The 19,538-nt window shown below is 67.7% G+C and carries 12 protein-coding genes and 1 pseudogene; 10 read left to right on the forward strand and 3 right to left on the reverse strand.

Features of this window, described 5'->3' with window-relative positions; all coding sequences use genetic code 11:
* Window positions 1-240 precede the first annotated feature (240 nt).
* The 9 genes from SSKA14_RS10950 (at window position 241) to SSKA14_RS10990 (ending at window position 14,281) form a co-directional block, all read left to right on the forward strand.
* The gene (locus SSKA14_RS10950; RefSeq protein WP_006452005.1) at window positions 241-456 is read left to right on the forward strand and encodes a hypothetical protein; all 216 of its coding nucleotides are present in this window, start codon (window positions 241-243) and stop codon (window positions 454-456) included.
* Between the two features lie 207 nt (window positions 457-663).
* Entirely contained in the window at window positions 664-3,051 is a 2,388-nt protein-coding gene (locus SSKA14_RS10955) for a Tex family protein (RefSeq protein ID WP_008266139.1), read from the forward strand.
* Between the two features lie 208 nt (window positions 3,052-3,259).
* On the forward strand, window positions 3,260-5,443 hold the full coding sequence (locus SSKA14_RS10960; protein ID WP_008265889.1) for a PAS domain S-box protein: 2,184 nt from the start codon (window positions 3,260-3,262) through the stop codon (window positions 5,441-5,443).
* 96 nt (window positions 5,444-5,539) lie between these two features.
* Entirely contained in the window at window positions 5,540-6,223 is a 684-nt protein-coding gene (locus SSKA14_RS10965) for a response regulator transcription factor (RefSeq protein WP_008266734.1), read from the forward strand.
* Window positions 6,201-7,580 (forward strand): ATP-binding protein, encoded by a 1,380-nt coding sequence (locus SSKA14_RS10970; protein ID WP_008266023.1) that lies wholly within the window; start codon window positions 6,201-6,203, stop codon window positions 7,578-7,580. Before SSKA14_RS10965 ends, SSKA14_RS10970 begins: the two co-directional genes overlap by 23 nt.
* A gap of 622 nt (window positions 7,581-8,202) precedes the next feature.
* The gene (locus SSKA14_RS10975; protein ID WP_040007476.1) at window positions 8,203-11,424 is read left to right on the forward strand and encodes an efflux RND transporter permease subunit; all 3,222 of its coding nucleotides are present in this window, start codon (window positions 8,203-8,205) and stop codon (window positions 11,422-11,424) included.
* Complete coding sequence (locus SSKA14_RS10980) at window positions 11,417-12,580, forward strand: efflux RND transporter periplasmic adaptor subunit (RefSeq protein ID WP_008268122.1); 1,164 nt, start codon at window positions 11,417-11,419, stop codon at window positions 12,578-12,580. Before SSKA14_RS10975 ends, SSKA14_RS10980 begins: the two co-directional genes overlap by 8 nt.
* Window positions 12,567-13,961 (forward strand): efflux transporter outer membrane subunit, encoded by a 1,395-nt coding sequence (locus SSKA14_RS10985; RefSeq protein WP_040009568.1) that lies wholly within the window; start codon window positions 12,567-12,569, stop codon window positions 13,959-13,961. Before SSKA14_RS10980 ends, SSKA14_RS10985 begins: the two co-directional genes overlap by 14 nt.
* A 77-nt stretch (window positions 13,962-14,038) precedes the next feature.
* On the forward strand, window positions 14,039-14,281 hold the full coding sequence (locus SSKA14_RS10990; RefSeq protein WP_008267410.1) for a hypothetical protein: 243 nt from the start codon (window positions 14,039-14,041) through the stop codon (window positions 14,279-14,281).
* 1 nt (window position 14,282) lies between these two features.
* Here the strand turns inward: SSKA14_RS10990 and SSKA14_RS10995 are convergent, their stop codons facing one another.
* Both SSKA14_RS10995 and SSKA14_RS11000 read right to left on the reverse strand, forming a co-directional pair.
* Entirely contained in the window at window positions 14,283-14,573 is a 291-nt protein-coding gene (locus tag SSKA14_RS10995) for a putative quinol monooxygenase (protein ID WP_008268006.1), read from the reverse strand.
* A 62-nt stretch (window positions 14,574-14,635) separates the two neighbouring features.
* Window positions 14,636-15,725, reverse strand: a pseudogene (locus tag SSKA14_RS11000) (DUF5694 domain-containing protein).
* Between the two features lie 549 nt (window positions 15,726-16,274).
* On the opposite strand from SSKA14_RS11000, the gene SSKA14_RS11005 reads away from it, so the two are divergent.
* Window positions 16,275-18,101 carry a methyl-accepting chemotaxis protein gene (locus tag SSKA14_RS11005; RefSeq protein ID WP_008266182.1) on the forward strand — a complete coding sequence of 609 codons (1,827 nt, stop codon included), beginning with the start codon at window positions 16,275-16,277 and terminating at the stop codon, window positions 18,099-18,101.
* Here the strand turns inward: SSKA14_RS11005 and SSKA14_RS11010 are convergent.
* Window positions 18,098-19,537 (reverse strand): GGDEF domain-containing protein, encoded by a 1,440-nt coding sequence (locus SSKA14_RS11010; RefSeq protein ID WP_008265255.1) that lies wholly within the window; start codon window positions 19,535-19,537, stop codon window positions 18,098-18,100. The genes SSKA14_RS11005 and SSKA14_RS11010 overlap by 4 nt on opposite strands.
* Between the last annotated feature and the right edge of the window lies 1 nt (window position 19,538).

Consider the following 19,538-nt stretch of genomic DNA (forward strand, 5'->3'; position numbering starts at 1 on the left):
TCACCGCAAACCACCCACGAGGGGCTGCGCCGTTGGCGGGAATCCCCCACGGATTCGTTAGCCGGAAGTTAAAGATCCGTAAGCATTCTGCTGCGATCCCGCAGTCATCTGCATGCAACCGATCGTCATTAGCCTTCGTGACGTTCCAGTCAGGTTCGACGCGGTAAGCTCTCCCTCGATGAGCTCGCAGCATCGCTCATCGAGTGCAGTACGCAGTAGCAATTTGGAGGAATACATCACATGGCAATCGTTCTCTATGTCGGTGGTAGCAAGGATGGCGAGAAGGGCGTGGTGCCCTACGGCTTCAGCAAATCCCGCGCCGACACCGCGCTGGGGCCGGAGTTCTACACGGAGCGGTTCATGGAACTGCAGGGTGTCGGCAAGGTCCGCCTGATGGCCCTGGAAAGCATGCGTGACGACATCGTCATGCAGCGCGCCGCCCGCCACTACCGCTGACCTTCGCAACACGCGGCAGGGCGCGCCCACCATCGTGCGCCCGCGCCGGCATCCCAGCCCAGGGCCGGTCCGAGCCCTCTCTCCGCCAGGATGCCGGCGTCCACTCCGGGTACGCCGCTGAACCTCGCCGCCTGTCAATGCCTTGTCCGGCTCCGTCGTCGGTTGCCAGAATGGGGTCTTCCCGTAACGCGGCACAGACCTGAAGCAATGCACGACGCCAAGAACGCCCAGAGCGCGCTCGCCCAGCAGATCGCCCAGACCATCGCCGACGAGATCGGTGCCCAGTCCGCCCAGGTACGTGCCGCCGTCAGCCTGCTCGACGAGGGCGCCAGCGTTCCGTTCATCGCGCGCTACCGAAAGGAAGTGACCGGGGGCCTGGACGACACCCAGCTGCGCAACCTGGAAGTGCGCCTGACCTACCTGCGCGAACTGGAAGACCGGCGCGCGGCGGTGCTGGCCAGCATCGGCGAGCAGGGCAAGCTCAGCGACGAACTGCGCAACGACATCCTGGCGGCCGATACCAAGAGCCGGCTGGAAGACCTGTACCTGCCGTACAAGCCCAAGCGCCGCACCCGCGCGCAGATCGCCCGCGAGGCGGGGCTGGAGCCGCTGGCCGATGGCCTGCTGGCCGACCCGACGCAGGACCCGCAGGTGTTTGCTGCCACCTTCGTCGATACCGAAAAGGGCGTGGCCGATACCAAGGCAGCGCTGGAGGGCGCGCGCGCGATCCTGATGGAGCGCTGGGGCGAAGACGCCGCGCTGGTGGGTGAGCTGCGCACCTGGCTGGGCGAAACCGGGGTGATCCGCGCCCGCGTGGCCGAGGGCAAGGAAACCGAGGGCGCCAAGTACCGCGACTATTTCGAGCATGCCGAGGCACTGGCGAAGATCCCGTCGCACCGGTTGCTGGCGCTGTTCCGTGCGCGGCGCGAGGAAATCCTGTTCCTGGAGCTGGACCCGGGCAACGATGCCGAGGCCGGCCACCAGTACGCCGAGGGGCGCGTGGCGCGCAAGGCCGGCATCGCCGACCAGGGCCGAGCCGCCGACCGCTGGCTGCTGGATGCCTGCCGCCTGACCTGGCGCGCCAAGCTGCACACCCACCTGTTGCTGGACCTGTTCAACCAGGCCCGCGAGAAGGCCGAAGCCGAGGCCATCGCAGTATTCGGCGACAACCTCAAGGATCTGCTGCTGGCCGCGCCGGCGGGTCCGAAGACCGTGCTCGGCCTGGACCCGGGCATCCGCACCGGCTGCAAGATCGCCGTGGTCGACGCCACCGGCAAGCTGGTCGCGACCGACACCATCTATCCACACGAGCCGCGCCGGCAGTGGGAGCAGTCGCTGCAGACGATCAAGCAGCTGTGTGCCAAGCACAACGTTGAGTTGATCGCGATCGGCAACGGCACTGCCAGCCGCGAGACCGACAAGCTGGCCGGTGAAGCAATCACGGCCGTCGCCAACCCGAAGCTGCAGAAGGTGGTGGTCAGCGAGGCCGGCGCGTCGGTGTACTCGGCGTCCGAGTTCGCGGCCAAGGAATTCCCGGGGCTGGACGTGTCGCTGCGTGGCGCGGTGTCGATTGCACGCCGCCTGCAGGATCCGCTGGCCGAACTGGTCAAGATCGAACCCAAGGCGATCGGCGTCGGCCAGTACCAGCATGACGTGGACCAGTACCGCCTGGCGCGGGCGCTGGATGCGCGGGTCGAGGACTGCGTGAACGCGGTCGGCGTCTACGTGAACACTGCCTCGGCGGCGCTGCTGTCACGCGTGTCCGGGCTGTCAGCCACGGTCGCCGAGAACATCGTGCGCCATCGTGACGACAACGGCCCGTTCAAGCGCCGCAAGGACCTGCTGAAGGTCGCGCGCCTGGGCGAAAAGACCTTCGAGCAGTGCGCCGGCTTCCTGCGCATCGCCGATGGCGACCAGCCGCTGGATGCCTCAGCGGTGCACCCGGAAGCCTATCCGGTCGTCGAACGCATCGTGGCCAGCACCGCGCGCCCGATCAAGGCGCTGATCGGCGACGGCAGTTTCCTGCGCGGGCTGAAGGCAGAGCAGTTCACTGATGCGACCTTCGGCGTGCCGACCGTGCGCGACATCCTCAAAGAACTGGAGAAGCCGGGTCGTGACCCGCGCCCCGAGTTCAAGGCGGCGCGTTTCGCCGAGGGCGTGGAGGACATCAAGGACCTGCGCGAGGGCATGGTGCTGGAAGGCGTGGTCAGCAACGTGGCGGCCTTTGGGGCCTTTGTCGATATCGGCGTGCACCAGGACGGCCTGATCCACATTTCCGCACTGTCCGATACGTTCGTGAAAGACCCGCGTGAGGTGGTCAAGGCCGGCGACATCGTCAAGGTGAAGGTGCTGGAGGTGGACGTGGCGCGCAAGCGCATCGCCCTGACCCGGCGCCTGGACGACACCCCCGGCCAGGCCACCAGCCGCCCGGGCCAGCGCGACGAGCGCGGCCAGGGGCAGGGGCCGCGCCGCGACGCGGGCGGCCAGAACCGTGGGCCGAACCGCGGCCAGGGCAATGGCGGCCGCCCCGGCCCGTCGGCAGCGCCGGCCAACAATGCCCTGGCCGAAGCGTTCGCCCGCGCCAAGCGCAGTTGAGGATCGTGGCCCCCGTCACGGTTGATCCGGGGCGGGGGGCTTGTCGGTTTTCCCCGTGATTGCGCACACTGGCGCTTGAGGGGAGGCGTTCGCCCCCCCCGCTGTCGCTGGGGAGGGCCATGACGCCAGCACGACCCGCCGTCTTCGTTGCAGGCTGCAGCGCGCCGCTGCGGCAGACGCGTGCCTGCGCGGGCCGGGGAACGGGTTGATGGTGGGCCAGGTAAACAACGGCAACGGGCTGCTTGAACGACGCCTGCAGGAGTTGGCCGAAGAGCGCCGCCGGCTGGCGATGATCATCGACGGCACGGCGGCCGGTACCTGGGAATGGAACGTGCAGACGGGCCAGATGCGGGTCAATGCACGCTGGGCCGAGATCGTTGGCTACCGCCTGGAAGAGCTGCAGCCGATCTGCCAGGAGACCTTCCTGAAGCTGGTGCATCCGGATGACATCGCGTTGTCTGATGCCGCGCTGGAGGATCATTTCGCGGGCCGCAGCGACAACTACGCCTGCCTGCTGCGCATGCGGCACAGGAACGGCCAGTGGATCTGGATCCAGGACCGCGGCCGGGTCTTCGAATGGGACGGGCAGGGCCGGCCGCTGTGGATGGCCGGCGCACATGCCGACGTGACCGAGCTGCAGCAGGCGCGGCAGGATGCGGCCGAGACCCGCCAGCGCCTGCAGGCGGTGGTCGATGCGTCCGATGAGGTGGCGGTGATCGCCACCGATATCGATGGCACCATCACGCTGTTCAATACCGGTGCGCAGCGGCTGCTGGGCTACAGCGCTCCGGAGGTGGTCGGCCAGCGCCGGCTCGACGCCTTCCATGATCCGGCCGAGCTGAAGGCCTGGCTGCAGCCGCTGGCCGATGCCGAGGGCAATCTTCCGGGCGTGTTCGAGGCGCTGAGTGCGCGCGCCGACGGGCAGACCTACTCGCGGCAGTGGACGCTGCTGCGCAAGGATGGCCAGCCACGGCAGGTGCGCCTTTCGATCAGCCGCATGGATGGGGCCAACGGGGTGCGCATCGGCTATGTCGGCATGGCCATCGACATCACCGAGATCCTGCAGGCTCGCGCCGAGGCCCGCCTGTCGGCGGAGAAGTTCGCCGGTGCGTTCACGTCCGCCGCGCTGGGCATGGCCCTGGTTTCGCTGGAAGGGCGTTGGCTGGACGTCAACGACGCGCTGTGCCGGATCCTGGGTTACCCGCGCGAAGAGCTGTTGCAGGTCGATTTCCAGCGCCTGACCCACCCTGACGACCTGCAGGCCGATCTGGCGCTGGTGCACGACCTGCTGGCCGGGCGGCGCAGCCACTACCATCTGGAAAAACGCTATCTCGATCGCGATGGCCGGGTGATCTGGACTCGGTTGTCGGTGTCGCTGGTGCGCAACGAGCATGGCCAGCCGGTGCATTTCGTGTCGCAGATCCAGGACATCACCGCCCAGCGCAGCAGCGAGCAGCGCTTGTTCGAGAGCGAGCAGCGCAGCCGGCTCACCCTTGATGCGGTGGCTGACCTGGTGCTCAGCGTCAACCTGGATGGCCGTATCGACTATGCCAATGCCGCGGCCGTGCGCATGCTGGCCGGCGATGGCGCACTGTCGCTGGCCGGGCACAAGGTGCAGGACGTGCTGGAGCTGACCACCGAATACGCACCGGGCTCGGTGCTGGACGTCTCGGTGCTGCTGGACCCGGAAAGCAATGCCGTGGACCTGCATGCCGATCTGCTGCTGCGGCTGGGGGCGGCAACGGTACCGGTGGACCTGACCCGCGCGTGGCTGCGCGATGACGAAGGCCATGTGCGCGGCGCGGTCTGGGTGCTGCGCGACGACACCCAGCAGCGTGCGCGCCAGCGCGAGGCGCGACACCTGGCCGAGATCGACCCGCTGACCGAACTGAGCAACCGCCGTGGTTTCGAAGTACACCTGCAGCAGGCCATCACCCGCGTCGAGCGCACCGGCCAGGCGGCCTCGCTGATGTACATCGACCTGGACCGGTTCAAGCCGGTCAACGACACCTGGGGCCATCTGGCTGGTGATGCCGTGCTGTGGGCGGTGGCCAGTGTGCTGCGCCACGGCGTGCGTGACTCGGACGTGGTGGCGCGGCTGGGCGGCGACGAATTCGCCGTGATCCTGTCCGGCTGCACGCCGCGCCGCGCCGCGCGCATCGGTGGTGAACTGCTGCATACGCTGGCATCGCTGTCCATTCCCTGGGACCAGGACCGGCTGCGGGTCGGCGCCAGTATCGGTGTCGCGCCGCTGGCCGGCGGCATGAGCGTGGACCAGGCGGTGGCCGCGGCCGACGCCCAGTGCTACCGGGCCAAGGCGATGGGCCGCAACAACGTGCAGGTGCAGGGCGAGCTGTCCGAGCTGCCGGGTGACGACGGCGAAACGGGCTGAACCGGCCCGCACCCGCGGGCGCGGATGAAGGATGTTTCATTTGCCCGCGCCGGCTGATTTGGCGAGCATGGGCCAGTCTCGACTCCAGCGGTGCCCATGTCGCGCGTATTGACCATCGAGGATGACGCCATCACTGCCCAGGAAATCGTGGCCGAGCTGAGCAGCCATGGCCTGCAGGTGGACTGGGTGGCCGATGGTCGTGAAGGCCTGGTGCGCGCGGCCAGCGGCGACTATGACGTGATCACGCTGGACCGCATGCTGCCTGGCCTGGACGGCCTCGCCATCGTCACCACGCTGCGGCGGATCGGCGTTGCCACGCCGGTGCTGATGCTCAGCGCGTTGTCCGACGTGGATGAGCGCGTGCGCGGCCTGCGCGCCGGGGGCGATGACTACCTGACCAAGCCGTTCGCCTCCGACGAGATGGCGGCGCGGGTGGAAGTGCTGCTGCGTCGCCGCCAGCAGCCGGCCAGCAACGAGACCGTGCTGCGGGTGGGCGACCTGCAGCTGGACCTGCTGGCGCGCACCGCCCACCGTGGCGGGCGCAGCCTGAGCCTGCTGCCGACCGAGTTCAAGCTGCTGGAGTACCTGATGCGCAACGCCGGGCAGGTGCTGACCCGGATGATGTTGTTCGAGGAAGTGTGGGGCTATCACTTCGACCCCGGAACCAACCTCATCGACGTGCATATCGGTCGCCTGCGGCGCAAGCTGGACCAGGCCGATGCGCCGTCGCTGATCCGAACCGTGCGCGGCAGTGGCTATGTCCTCAGCGAAACTCTCTGACGGCTGGCGTTCGTCCAGCAGCCGACTGCTGGGCCTGTACAGCCTGCTGTTCGTGGCCTGGTCGTGCGTGCTGCTGGGCGTGCTGTACTGGCGGGTATCGTTGTACCTGGACGAGTTGGCACAGTCGGCAGTGTTGCAACGTGCGCACCTGTTCGAGCACTTCACCGGCGATGGGTTGACCGCAGCGCTGCGCGAGAATCGCCGCTACGATCTGCACGGCATCGATGCCTATGGGTTGTTCACGCCCGATGGAAAACCGCTCGCGGGCATGCTGAAGTCACTGCCGGCGCAGCTGCCGCTGGATGGCAGCGCGCACCCTGTATCCGGTTTGCCGATCACCGACGCCTACGCACGTGGCAAGCGCGGCTTCGGCCTGGCGATGCCGACCCGCGACGGCCGCATCCTGGTGCTGGTGCGCTACAGCGGGCCGTTGAACGAGGTCAATCATCTGATTCTCGACGCGCTGCTGTGGGGTGTTTCGCTGACCCTGTTGCCAGGCCTGCTGGGATGGCAGTTGTTGCGGCGCAGGCCATTGCGCCGCATCCAGGCCATCGAGCAGGCCACTGCGCGCATCGTCGCCGGTGATCTGGGCCAGCGCCTGCCGTTGGCCAACCGCCGCGATGAACTGGACATGCTGGCGACCATCGTCAACGCCATGCTCGACCGCATCGAGCAGCTGATGACCGAGGTCAAAGGAGTGTGTGACAACATCGCCCACGACCTGCGCACCCCGTTGACGCGCGTGCGCGCGCAGCTGTACCGCATGCGCCAGCAGGTGGCCGATGGCGATCCACAGTCGCTGCCGCTGGAGCAGGTACTGGAGGAGACCGATACCCTGATGGCACGCTTCCGCGCGTTGCTGCGGATTTCCGAGCTGGAAGACCATCAGCGTCGTTCCGGGTTCAGCATGCTGGCGCCGGACACGCTGCTGCAGGAGATCCACGCCTTCTATGCACCGCTGGCGGAGGAGAAAGGGCAGGTGTTGCTGCTGGAGTTGGCTGCCGATCTGCCGGGCGTGATGGGGGATCGCGGCCTGCTGTTCGAAGCGATCGGCAACCTGCTCGACAACGCGATCCGGTTCGCACCGGAGGGCGGCCGCGTGCAGCTGTCGGCGCGGGTGGAAGACGGCGCGACCTGCATTGCGGTGGAGGATTCCGGGCCGGGCATACCCGAGACGGAGCGCAGCCTGGTGTTCCAGCGTTTCCATCGGGCGGAGGCCAGCAAGGGCGGTGGCTTCGGCCTGGGCCTGTCGATCGTGGCCGCCATTGCGGGGCTGCATGGGTTCCGCCTGCAGGTGACGTCGTCCGCGCTGGGCGGCGCACGCTTCAGCCTGCTGTGCCGGCCGCAGGTGCTGTAGGGGTGTTTTTCTGCAGGGCTTGCAGCCCTGCACCTGCCGCAATCAACGTCAACGTCAAAAGCGGGCAGTCCGTGGGTTGGCGGGGTGGGTCCGGTTGCGGGGGACGCCGTGAACCCGTCCCTGGGGGCTTGGCCGCGGCATCCATGCCGCGGACACCCCCGCAACCGGACCCACCCCGCCTTCGACAGATTTCTGCGATCTGTCGGAATGGCGCTCTGCTCTGGTGGGTGTCGACCTTGGTCGACACGGTAGATCTGATCAAAGTTTGACTATCGATATCTGATGGATGTGTCGACCCAGGTCGACATCCACCAACAGCCACGGGAATCTGTCAGAGGTGGGGCGGTGTCGGAGTGCGGGGTGTCAGCCGCATGGATGCGGCTGCCAAGCCCCCATGGACGGGTTCACGGCGTCCCCGCACTCCGACACCGCCCCACCATCCCACGGAATGCTGCTGTTGCTGTTGCTTGAAGGCCTCGGCAGGTGCAGGGCGCAGCCCTGCCGAACCCACTCCCTTCATGAAATATGTTTCATCTGCGGCACAGCCTTGTTTTAGCCGGCAGCCACGATACTTGGCGGCCTGCGCTGCCCGCGGTGGGCAGTGGCACCGTTGGAGAGCCGCATGCTCGGGTTGGTCAGGACCGCGCTCAACAAGCCTTACACCTTCGTGGTGATGGCCATTTTCATCTGCATCGTCGGTCCGCTCAGCGCGCTGCGCACCCCCACCGATGTATTCCCCGATATAGGCATCCCCGTCATCGCCGTGGTCTGGCAGTACACCGGCCTGTCGCCGGATGCGATGGCCGGGCGGGTGATCTCGCCCTACGAGCGTGCGCTCAGCACCACCGTCAACGACATCGAGCACATCGAATCGCAGTCGCTGGCCGGTATGGGCGTGGTCAAGGTGTTCTTCCAGCCCGGCGTGGACATCCGCACTGCCAATGCGCAGATCACCGCAATCTCGCAGACCATCGTCAAGCAGATGCCGGCCGGCATGACCCCGCCGCTGATCCTCAACTACAGCGCCTCCACCGTGCCGGTGCTGCAGATGGCGTTCTCCAGCCCGACGCTGGGTGAATCGCAGATCCGTGACCTGGCGCAGAACACCGTGCGTCCACCGTTGACCTCGATTCCGGGCCTGGCCATTCCGGCGCCCTATGGTGGCAGGCAGCGCCAGATCACCCTCGACCTGGACCCGCAGGCAATGGCGGCCAAGGGGCTGTCCGCGCAGGACGTGGGCAACGCGCTGGCCGCGCAGAACCAGATCACCCCGGTCGGCACCGCCAAGCTGGGCAGCAACGAATTCACCGTGCTGCTCAACAACAGCCCCAGCGAGATCGAAGCGCTCAATGACCTGCCGATCCGCACCGTCAACGGTGCGGTGGTGACCATCGGCCAGGTCGCCCATGTACGCGATGGCTCGCCGCCGCAGACCAACATCGTGCGGGTCAACGGTGGCCACTCGGTGCTGATGGCCGCGCTGAAGAATGGCGACGCCTCGACCCTGACCCTGGTCAGCCGCATCCGCGCCATGCTGCCGCAGATCGGCGAAACCCTGCCGCCGTCGCTGAAGATCTCGTTGCTCGGCGATGCGTCCACCTTCGTACGAGAATCGATCAGCAGCGTCGCCCGCGAGGGCATCATTGCCGCGCTGCTGACCAGCGTGATGATCCTGGTGTTCCTCGGCAGCTGGCGCTCGACCGTGATCATCGCCGCCTCGATTCCGTTGGCGGTGCTGTCGGCCATCGCGCTGCTGTCCGCCGCCGGGCAGACCCTCAACGTGATGACCCTGGGCGGCCTGGCACTGGCGGTGGGCATCCTGGTCGACGATGCCACCGTCACCATCGAGAACGTCAACTGGCACCTGGAGCAGGGCAAGGGCGTACGCGAGGCGATCCTTGATGGCGCCGCGCAGATCGTCGGCCCGGCATTCGTGTCGCTGCTGTGCATCTGCATCGTGTTCGTGCCGATGTTCCTGCTCGACGGCATCGCCGGTTATCTGTTCCGACCGATGGCGCTGGCGGTGATCTTCGCCATGGCCAGCTCGTTCGTGCTGTCGCGCACGCTGGTGCCGACCATGGCGTTGTACCTGTTGCGTCCGCACCGGGTGGAGGGCGGGGTAGGCCATCATCCCGAGGACGCGTTCCTCAACCATCACGAGGGCGATCACCCGCAACCGCGTCGCGCGCGGATGGCGGCCACGCTGGTGCGCTGGCAGCAGCGCTTCGAGGCCGGATTCTCCGCCACCCGCGACCGCTACCACGCGCTGCTGGGCCTGGCACTGGCGCACCGGGGCCGCTTCCTGCTGGGTTTCATGGCCTGCGTGCTGGTGTCCTTCGCGCTGCTGCCAACCCTGGGCCAGGACTTCTTCCCGGCCACCGAGGCGAGCGCGTTGTCGCTGCATGTGCGCCTGCCCTTGGGCACGCGCATCGAGGAAACCGCTGCAGCGTTCGACCGTATCGAAGCGCGCATCCGCCAGGAACTGCCGCCACAGGAGATCGATGCCATCGTCGACAACCTCGGCCTGCCAATGACCGGCATCAACATGGCTTACAGCGCTACCGGCACCATCGGTCCGCAGGATGGTGACATCCAGGTCTCGCTGAAACCGGGTCACGGCGATGCCGCCGAGTACGCGCGACGCCTGCGTGAGGTACTACCGTCGGCCTTCCCGGGCGCCAGCTTTGCGTTCCTGCCCGCCGATACCAGCAGCCAGATCCTCAACTTCGGTTCGCCGGCACCGTTGGACGTGCGCATCGCCGGACCTGATGCGGCCGGCAACCGCGCCTATGCGCAGGAACTGCAGCGCCGCCTGCGCCACGTGCCGGGCCTGGTCGACCTGCGCCTGCAGCAACCCGATGGCTATCCGACCCTGAAGGTGGATGTCGATCGGCTTCGCGCCAATGGGCTGGGCATCACCGAGCGTGATGTCACCAACAGCATGGTGGCGTCGCTGGCCGGTAGCGGCCAGGTCGCCCCGACATTCTGGTTGAGCCCGAAGAACGGCATCTCCTACAGCGTGGTCGCCGCCACGCCGCAGTACCGCATGGACAGCCTGGCCGCACTTCAGGCGCTGCCGGTCACCGGTAGCGGTGGTGGCGTGCCACAGGTGCTCGGTGGCCTGGCCGAGATCCAGCGCGGCTCCAGTTCGGCGGTCGTTACCCATTACAACGTGCAACCCACGCTGGACGTATATGCCAGCGTGCAGGGCCGCGATCTCGGCGCAGTGGCGGCCGACGTGCAGAAGGTCATCGATGGCATGGCGGGCCAGCGGCCGCGCGGCACCGAGGTTGGCCTGCACGGCCAGATCGATGCGTTGCACGTGGCCTTCAGCGGCCTCGGCTACGGCCTGCTGGCCGCGATCGTGCTGATCTACCTGCTGATCGTCATCAACTTCCAGTCCTGGACCGATCCGTTCGTGATCATCACCGCGCTGCCGGCGGGCCTGGCCGGCGTGGTCTGGATGCTGTTCCTGACCCACACCACGTTGTCGGTGCCGGCATTGACCGGTGCCATCCTCTGCATGGGCGTGGCCACGGCCAATTCGATCCTGGTGGTCAGTTTCTGCCGCGAGCGCCTGGCCGAGCACGGCGACGCGGTCAAGGCCGCACTGGAAGGGGGTTTCACCCGCTTCCGCCCGGTCTGCATGACCGCGCTGGCGATGATCCTGGGCATGCTGCCGACTGCACTGTCCACTGAACAGAATGCGCCGCTGGGCCGCGCGGTGATCGGCGGCCTGCTGCTGGCCACCTGCGCCACGCTGCTGTTCGTGCCAGTGGTGTTCGCATTGGCTCACTCCCGTCAAACCCGTACTGCTCCTGCCGGAGAACCCCTGCATGTCTGAGTCTTCGCTGCCGCAGCATTCGCTGCGCCGTCCTCTGGTCCTGGCCGCCGCTGTGGTGGTCATCCTCGTTGCCGGTGGCCTGGCCCTGCGCGCGCAGCAGGCACACGCCGTGGTCGAGTGGACCGAGCGCCAGGCGGTGCCGTCGGTGCAGGTGGTCACCGCCGGGGCGCAGGGCGCCGCGGGCACGATGACGTTGCCGTCGCACCTGAGTGCCTGGACCGAAGCGCCGATCCACGCGCGTGTGGGTGGCTACCTGAAGTCGTGGAGCGCCGACATCGGCCAGCCGGTGAAGGCGGGGCAGGTGCTGGCGGTGATCGACAGCCCGGAGCTGGACCAGCAGATCGCGCAGGCGCATGCCCATCTGCTGCAGGTGCAGGCCGACGCGGCGCTGGCCAAGGTCAGCGCCGAGCGCTGGCAGGGCATGCTGGGCAGCCATTCGGTATCGCGCCAGGAAGCCGACGAGAAGCAGGCCAATGCGGTAGCCGCACAGGCGAGCGTGGAAGCAGCGCAGGCCGACTACGCGCGGCTGCAGGAGCTCGGTCGTTACCGCACCTTGCGTGCGCCGTTCGAGGGCACGGTCACCTCACGACAGACCGACGTCGGTCAGTTGATCCGCGCCGATGACAGCGGGCGCGAGTTGTTCAACATCGCCGATACCCGACGCCTGCGCCTGATGGTGCCGGTACCGCAGAACAGCGCGGCCAGCATCCGTCCCGGGCTGCAGGCAACGTTGCAGGTACCGGGCGAGGAGGGGCGCCATTTCACCGCCACCCTGCAGGGAGACTCCAGCGCGATCGACCGCAGCTCCGGCACCCTGCTGGCACAGTTCGTGGTCGACAATGCCGATGGCGCACTGCTGCCCGGCAGCTACGCGGAAGTGACCCTCCCGCTGCAGGGCGGGGGAGCTGGCGTGAGCGTGCCAGCGGAGGTGTTGATCTTCCGGGCCAAGGGCACCCAGGTGGCGGTCGTCGACAGCAAGGACATCGTGCACCTGCGCGACATCCATATCGCCAGTGACCTGGGCAGCACGCTACGCGTCGACCGTGGCCTGAAGGCCGGGGATAGGGTCATTCCCAATCCGCCGGATGCTTTGCGCGAAGGCGATCATGTGCGAGTGGTGGCCGGCAATGCGGAGCCTGCGCATGCCCGCGGTTGAGCGCACAGCGACGCTGGTCGTGATGGGCTTGCTGCTGGGAGGCTGCTCGCTGGCACCCACCTATCAGACGCCGGTCCTGGCGATGCCTGGAGCCTATGAGCACACGGAAAAAGTGGACACCCGCTCGCCGCTGCCACAGGCGTGGTGGCAGGCCTTCCAGGACCCGGTGCTGGACCAGCTGCAGCAGCAGTTGAGCGCAGCCAACCCGAGCCTGGCGCTGGCCGTGGCGCACTACGATGCAGCGCGTGCCGCGGCGGGTGAAGTGGCATCGGCGCGGGCGCCGCAGGTCGGCTTCAGCACCGGCCCGGTGCGCCAGCGGCAGTCCGATGACAAGCCGCTGCGCAGCGCCACCCAGCCGGCGATCTATGACAGCAATTCCGCCACGTTCTCGCTGTCGTTCGACCTTGATCTGTGGGGCCGCCTGCGCAACGCGGCTGCCGCGGGCAAGGCGCGTGCCGAAGCCAGTGGAGATGACCTTGCCGCTGCGCGGCTGAGCCTGTCGCAGCAGTTGGCCGGGCTCTATCTGCAGCTGCGCGGCGCCGAAGCGCAGCAGGCGATCCTGCATGACAGCATCGAGGACTACCGGCAGGCGTTGGCGCTGACCGAAGACCGTTTCCGTGGCGAGATCGCTTCGCAACTGGATGTATCGCGGGCGCAGCACCAGCTGGCCAGCGCGCAGGCCGATCTGGATGCGCTCGACGGCCGCCATGAACTGCTGCGGCATGCCATCGCCGAACTGGTTGGCGCGCCGGCCACCGGCTTCGTCATCGCCGACGCGGGTCTGCCAGCCCTGCCATCGGTGCCAGTCGATCTGCCCAGCCGCCTGCTGCAGCGACGGCCGGATATCGCTGCCGCTGAGCGCCGGGTGTTCGCCGCCAATGCGGGCATCGGTGTGGCGCGCGCCGCGTGGTTCCCGCAGCTCAGTCTCAGCGGCCTGCTGGGTGGCCAGACCTCGGGTGGCAGTGCCCTGCTCGACGCGGGTAACCGCTACTGGGCGCTGGGGCCACTGGCGGCGCTGCCGGTGTTCGATGGCGGCCGTCGCAAGGCGGCCAAGGCCGAGGCCTATGCCGAGTTCGACGCGGCCTCGGCGCAGTACCGGGCCACCGTGCTGGCCGCGATCCGCCAGGTGGAAGACCAGTTGACCCTGCTGCGCCAGCTCGATGCGCAGCGCGGCCACGAGCAGGATGCGGTGACTGCGGCGCGGCGTGCCGAGCAGATCGCCAATGACCGTTACACCGGTGGTGCGGTGAGCTACCTGGACGTGGTCAGCGCGCAGACCGATGCCCGCCAGGCGCAGTTGGGATTGCAGGACATCCAGAGCCGCCAGCTGCAGGCCAGCGCGGCGTTGATGGCGGCGCTGGGCGGAGGCTGGTCGCGATAGCCGCTGGAGGCGGTCTCAGCCTGTGAGAGGGCGGGGCGGAACAATCGCCCCATCCACCCCGGACAGGAGAGTGCACGATGATGGCCTGGAATCGAACTGTCGTTGCCGCCTACGCACCGGCGATGATTGGCTGGTGCCTGGCGCTGGCCGGCGGCTTGCGCCTGGAGCAGCTGCGAGGCGACCTGCATGCGCAGGCGTTGCTGCCGCTGCTGCACGGCGGCGTTGTGGCGTTGCTGGTGCTGACACTGGCCTGCACGCTGGCCGCAAGCGCGGTGCTGTGGCGGGCCAATCGGCCACCACAGCGAACCGCCGCCCCGTGATCTACAGCGCAGCGGCTTCCATCAGCACGAACCGGCAGGGCGCACGCTGGAAGGCGTTGATCTGTGGCACCAGGCGCTGGAAGTGTTCGCTGGCGCAGTGGAGGTCGAGCGCGGCGCGGTCCGGCCAGAGCTCAATGAAGATGAAGTGCCCGGGATCCTTCTGGTCAACGAACAGTTCGTAGCTGATGCACAAGGGCTCGCGCTGCGTGCACGCGACCAGCTCCCGGTACAGCGGAAGGACGGTTGAAACGGCCTCGGGATGGATGAAGTCCTCGGCGATCACCTTGAGCATGTCGGTACCTGCAACGCGGGGCCTGCAGGATAGTGCCGGCGCAGGGCCGGCACCATCCACCGTCAGCGCAATACTGAGTCCGCACTGACCAGCTGCACATCGTGCATCTGGTTGAGGTAGGCCTCGTAGTAGCCCTTGTGCGAGGCGCCGACGATGGCCAGCATACGGCTGCCGGGGTGCAGGCCCAGCACGTCGCGCATATTGGCGACCATGCGCAGGTTGCGGGTTTCCCAATAGCCGACATACATCCTGCCGAACGCCTTGGCTGACGGCTCGACGAGTGTCGCGCCGAAGTCGCTCCGGTACGCGTCCATCGCCGCCGCAGGGCTGTTGTAGGCCCTGTACAGCGCCAGCACGCCGTCGGGCTTGTCCAGGTCGGCCACCAGGCGCTTGTCGGCTTCCCGCCGCGCCTGCGAGTGCGCGTTCTTCCAGGCGCCGGTGATGGCGGCGCTGGCCGCCGCTTCGTCCTCGGCAGGTGTGGGTGAATCGGCGGTGTGGTCGTCCACGGCCCAGAGGCGCTCATGGCCGAGGCGCGCAGCGACTTCGGCAGCGATCAGATTGGTTTCATTGCGGCGAGCCAGGCCTTTGTCGAGGAACTCGACCAGGGCCGCGCTCAGCCCGTCGCCGTCCTTGCGTTCGGCGGCGGCCAGGCGCAGCCACTGCACCTGGGCCGATCCCCGTTCGCCCGCGGCCAGGAACAGTGCGGCCAGCCGACGACGCTGGGCAGGCGTCGGATCATCTGGCCAGTTCGAGAGCAGGCGCTCGACCTCGGTGTTCGCAGCGGGCACGTCCAGTCCGGTGGCGGCCTGTGCGGCCGAAGTGTCGAAACAAGTAGGTGGCCACGCTTTCCGCGTAACGGGTGGGGTAGCGGCGCATGAAATCACACTGCAGGCCGGACAGGTCCTCGGTGGCGATCAGCTCGGGTTTCCAGGCGACCAGCCGCTGCAGCAACGGCTCAAGCAGGGCCGGCTGGAAGGTCTTGGGAAGCCCGGACAAGTGGGTGCTGCCCAGTACCAGCACTTCGTTCGGGCGCCCGGCGGGCGGCCCCTTCAACTGGTCGGGATGGAAGGCCGGGCGATAGGTGGCATCGGCGGCCAGGGCGCCGGCGCTGCACAGGCCCAGGATCAGGAAGCTGGCCAAGCGTGTGAACATGCGATCTCCGTGTCAGTGAACGTCCTGCAGTCCGCTGCATGCTGGCCATTTTCATCAGCCGCGGAATCTCCCGTTGGTCATGCAAACCTTTTCGGCGTGAACTGCATCGTCGTTCGGGCGAGGCGGTGGCTCATGACAGCAACCCTGCGCGACATGCCTCCACGGTACGGGCCACACCTTCCCTGGGCGGGCAGGCCTGCATCCGTGAGCACGCTGTGAAGTACATCGCCGTTGCCTACTGCCTCGCCGCGGTAGCATCGCAAGTTGCGACGGAGGTCGCGGAATCCCGCTAAAGCCGCCCGCCCCATCGCCGATATCCCCTCTGGATCCCGCTCCAGTCACCCGCTGCAGGACCCCAGGCTGCCCCCGATGGGCGGCCCGCGCTGTGTGTTCCGCCGCTCCCAGATGCCGATCGCACCCGCACCAGATGTTCTTGCCAGCCGCTCGAGGGGTGCCCACCCGGTACCTGTAGTCCCAAGCAACTGAAGTTGCCGCCGGGCATCCCGCCCGTCGGGTCGCAACCGCTTACCGGACACCGAGGATCAGACAATGCTCATTCCAGGCTTCACGGCGGGCGCGCAGGCGCCGGCCGAGCTGCATACCCGTTGGTCGCCGTGGCGTGCGCTGCTGGGCGCGCTGGCCCCGCAGCAGCGCACCCGCACCGAGCCGGCGGCGACCCACCGCGCCGAGCTCGAAGCCCAGGTTGCGGCGTTGCATCGTGTGCAGGCGGTCATCGAGTTCGCACTCGACGGCACCATCCTGCAGGCCAATGACAACTTCCTGCAGGCGATGGGCTACCGGCTGGACGAGATCCAGGGCAAGCACCATTCGCTGTTCGTCGATGCCGAACTGGCAGGCAGCGCCGAATACCGTGATTTCTGGGCGAGGCTCGGGCGCGGCGAATACGATGCCGGGCAGTACCGTCGCTTCGGCAAGGGCCAGCGCGAGATCTGGATCCAGGCGTCGTACAACCCGGTGCTTGACCCGCAGGGGCGGCCGTACAAGGTGGTCAAGTTCGCCACCGACATCACGGCGCAGAAGCTGCAGGCGGCCGATTCCGCGGGGCAGCTGGCGGCGATTGCAAAGTCGCAGGCGGTGATCGAGTTCAGCATGGATGGCCGCATCCTCTCGGCCAACGACAACTTCCTCGCCACCACCGGCTACAGCCTTGACGAGGTGCGTGGCCAGCATCATTCGCTGTTCGTCGAGCCGGGGCATCGCAGCAGCGATGAATACCGGCAGTTCTGGGAAAAGCTCGGGCGCGGTGAATACGATGCCGGGCAGTACCGCCGCCTCGGCAAGGGCGGGCGCGAAGTCTGGATCCAGGCCTCCTACAATCCGATCCTCGACCTCAACGGCAAGCCGTTCAAGGTCGTCAAGTACGCCACCGACATCACCGCGCAGGTGCATGAGAACCAGGCGATGCAGCGTGCGGTTGCCCAGACCCGCGAGGTGGTGGCCGCTGCCAAGCAGGGCGATCTGACCCGGCGCGTGGCCACCGCCGACAAGCAGGGTGCGATCGCCGAACTGTGCGACGGCGTCAACTCGCTGGTCGAGGCGATGGCCGCCATCATTGGCCAGATCAAGTTCGCCGCCGATACCATCGCGGTCGGTGCGACCGAGATCGCCCAGGGCAACAGCGACCTGTCGCAGCGCACCGAGCAGCAGGCGGCGTCGCTGGAGGAAACCGCGGTGTCGATGAAGGGGCTCGCCGAGACGGTGCAGCGTACCGCCACCAACGCGCGCCAGGCCAGCCAGCTGGCCGGTGGGGCGGCCGATGTCGCTGCACGGGGCGGCAGCGTGGTGCACGAGGTGGTGGAGACGATGGCGGTGATCAATGCATCTTCGCGGCGCATCGTCGACATCATCGGAGTGATCGATGGCATCGCCTTCCAGACCAACATCCTCGCGCTGAATGCTGCGGTGGAAGCGGCACGTGCCGGCGAGCATGGACGCGGCTTTGCGGTGGTCGCCACCGAGATCCGCGAGCTGTCGCAGCGTTCGGCCAGCGCCGCCAAGGAGATCAAGCAGCTGATCGATGAGTCGGTGGCCAACGTCGGGGCCGGTACTGCCCAGGTCGAGAGTGCCGGCCGCACCATGGACGAGATCGTGAGCAACGTGCGCCGTGTCAGCGATCTGATGACCGAGATCAGCACTGCCTCGCAACAGCAGAGCGATGACATCCAGCAGATGAACCATGCGGTGGACCTGATCGACCAGGGCACCCAGCAGAACGCGGCCCTGGTCGAAGAGGCCTCGGCTGCGGCGCGCAGCATGGAGGAGCAGTCGGCGCACCTGTTGCAGACCGTGGCCAGCTTCCGTGTCCAGGAAGGGGCCGGCCATGCGCATGGGGCACCGGCCCTGCGCGCGGTCTAGGCGCGCTGGCCCGACGGCACCTCGGCGGTGCCGGGCGCCGGGGCGAGGTGCACGCAGTTGCGCCCGCCGCGCTTGGCGCGGTACAGGGCCTGGTCGGCGTGAGCGACCAGGTCACTGGGTTCGCGCTCATCGCCGGCGGCCTGCCAGGCCACGCCCACGCTGATGGTCACCTGGCCGTCGGCAGCCGGCAGTGCGGCGCTTTCGACGGCGGCGCGCAGCCGTTCGCCCAGCTCCAGCGCGTGCGTGGCTTCGGCCGAGGGCAGGGCGGCGATGAACTCTTCGCCGCCGTAGCGGGCCAGCAGGTCGTCGCCGCGCTGCAGGCAACCGTCGAGGATCGCGGCAACCGCGCGCAGGCGGCGGTCACCCTCCGGGTGCCCATAGGTATCATTGAGCCGCTTGAAGTGATCGATGTCGATCATCAGCACCGCCAGGCCCAGGCCCTGGCGGCGGGCACGGCGGTGGGCGGCGCCGAGTGATTCATCGAAGCTGCGCCGGTTGCCCAGCCCGGTGAGCGCATCGCGCCGGGCCAGCGTTTCCAGTTCATCGCGCTGGCGCTGGATGTCGACCTGGCTCAGCACACTGCGCAGGGCATAGCCGAGCAGGGCGCCGAGGAAGCCCACCGTGGCCAGGGTCGGCTGCAGGCGGGCGACCAGCAGCGCCACCATCATCAACAGCAGGGGCAGCATCAAGGGCACGCCGGCATCGACGATGCGCCGCAGAGTGAGGGAAATCTCCGCTGCGGGGCGGCGACGACGGCTGCCGGCCATCAGCGCCAGCAGCACGAACAGTCCGCTGATCAGCAGGTCCCCCCAGCTGCCATCGGGCAGTTGCGGCTGGTAGGTGTTGATGTAGAGCGCCAGCAGGAAGTAGCCCAGCGCGTAGAGGGTCAGTGTCCGGAAGAAGTCGCGGCGGTCGGGATTGTCCTCGGCAATGAAGCGGATCAGTGCGAAGCAGAACACCAGGCTGTTCTGCACGCTGCTCATCGTCTTCAGGCACTGAGTCCACAACGCGGGGTTCAGAGGGGCCATGGCCTGGGTGTGCACGTAGTACAGCAGCCACAGCAGCGCAATGATCGCCAGATCCACCGCACGGATGGCGCGGCTTCCGCCTCCTGGGCTGGCGGCCACGTAGGTCAGGGGAATCCGGTAGAACACGTACAGGATCAGCGATGACACGGTCATCTGCGCGGGATCGAGGCCGGCCACGTTGCGGTACAGCAGGGCCAGCAATGCAAGTGAGAACAGCGCGACGGCGGCGCCAAGCATCCGCCATTTGCAGGCCGCGCGGCTGTCACGTGCACGCCGCGCGCAGGCCAGTGCGGCCAGCAGCGGGGCGGTGATCAGCATCAGGTAGGAGCCGACCGGGTCCTGCGGGCCGATCAAGGCAATGACGAGCGCGTGCGTGACCACAAAAAACAGTGCAGCACGCAACGTCATG

It is taken from the genome of Stenotrophomonas sp. SKA14, assembly GCF_000158575.1.
Classification (GTDB): Bacteria; Pseudomonadota; Gammaproteobacteria; order Xanthomonadales; family Xanthomonadaceae; genus Stenotrophomonas; species Stenotrophomonas forensis.

Bases quoted from the DNA above. Each gene is read 5' to 3' on its own strand.
- SSKA14_RS10975 (WP_040007476.1), top strand. From the start codon at position 8,203: ATGCTCGGGTTGGTCAGGACCGCGCTCAACAAGCCTTACACCTTCGTG.
- SSKA14_RS10995 (WP_008268006.1), bottom strand. From the start codon at position 14,573: ATGCTCAAGGTGATCGCCGAGGACTTCATCCATCCCGAGGCCGTTTCA.
- SSKA14_RS11010 (WP_008265255.1), bottom strand. From the start codon at position 19,537: ATGACGTTGCGTGCTGCACTGTTTTTTGTGGTCACGCACGCGCTCGTC.
- SSKA14_RS11005 (WP_008266182.1), top strand. From the start codon at position 16,275: ATGCTCATTCCAGGCTTCACGGCGGGCGCGCAGGCGCCGGCCGAGCTG.
- SSKA14_RS10960 (WP_008265889.1), top strand. From the start codon at position 3,260: ATGGTGGGCCAGGTAAACAACGGCAACGGGCTGCTTGAACGACGCCTG.
- SSKA14_RS10970 (WP_008266023.1), top strand. From the start codon at position 6,201: ATGTCCTCAGCGAAACTCTCTGACGGCTGGCGTTCGTCCAGCAGCCGA.
- SSKA14_RS10965 (WP_008266734.1), top strand. From the start codon at position 5,540: ATGTCGCGCGTATTGACCATCGAGGATGACGCCATCACTGCCCAGGAA.
- SSKA14_RS10980 (WP_008268122.1), top strand. From the start codon at position 11,417: ATGTCTGAGTCTTCGCTGCCGCAGCATTCGCTGCGCCGTCCTCTGGTC.
- SSKA14_RS10950 (WP_006452005.1), top strand. From the start codon at position 241: ATGGCAATCGTTCTCTATGTCGGTGGTAGCAAGGATGGCGAGAAGGGC.
- SSKA14_RS10985 (WP_040009568.1), top strand. From the start codon at position 12,567: ATGCCCGCGGTTGAGCGCACAGCGACGCTGGTCGTGATGGGCTTGCTG.
- SSKA14_RS10955 (WP_008266139.1), top strand. From the start codon at position 664: ATGCACGACGCCAAGAACGCCCAGAGCGCGCTCGCCCAGCAGATCGCC.
- SSKA14_RS10990 (WP_008267410.1), top strand. From the start codon at position 14,039: ATGATGGCCTGGAATCGAACTGTCGTTGCCGCCTACGCACCGGCGATG.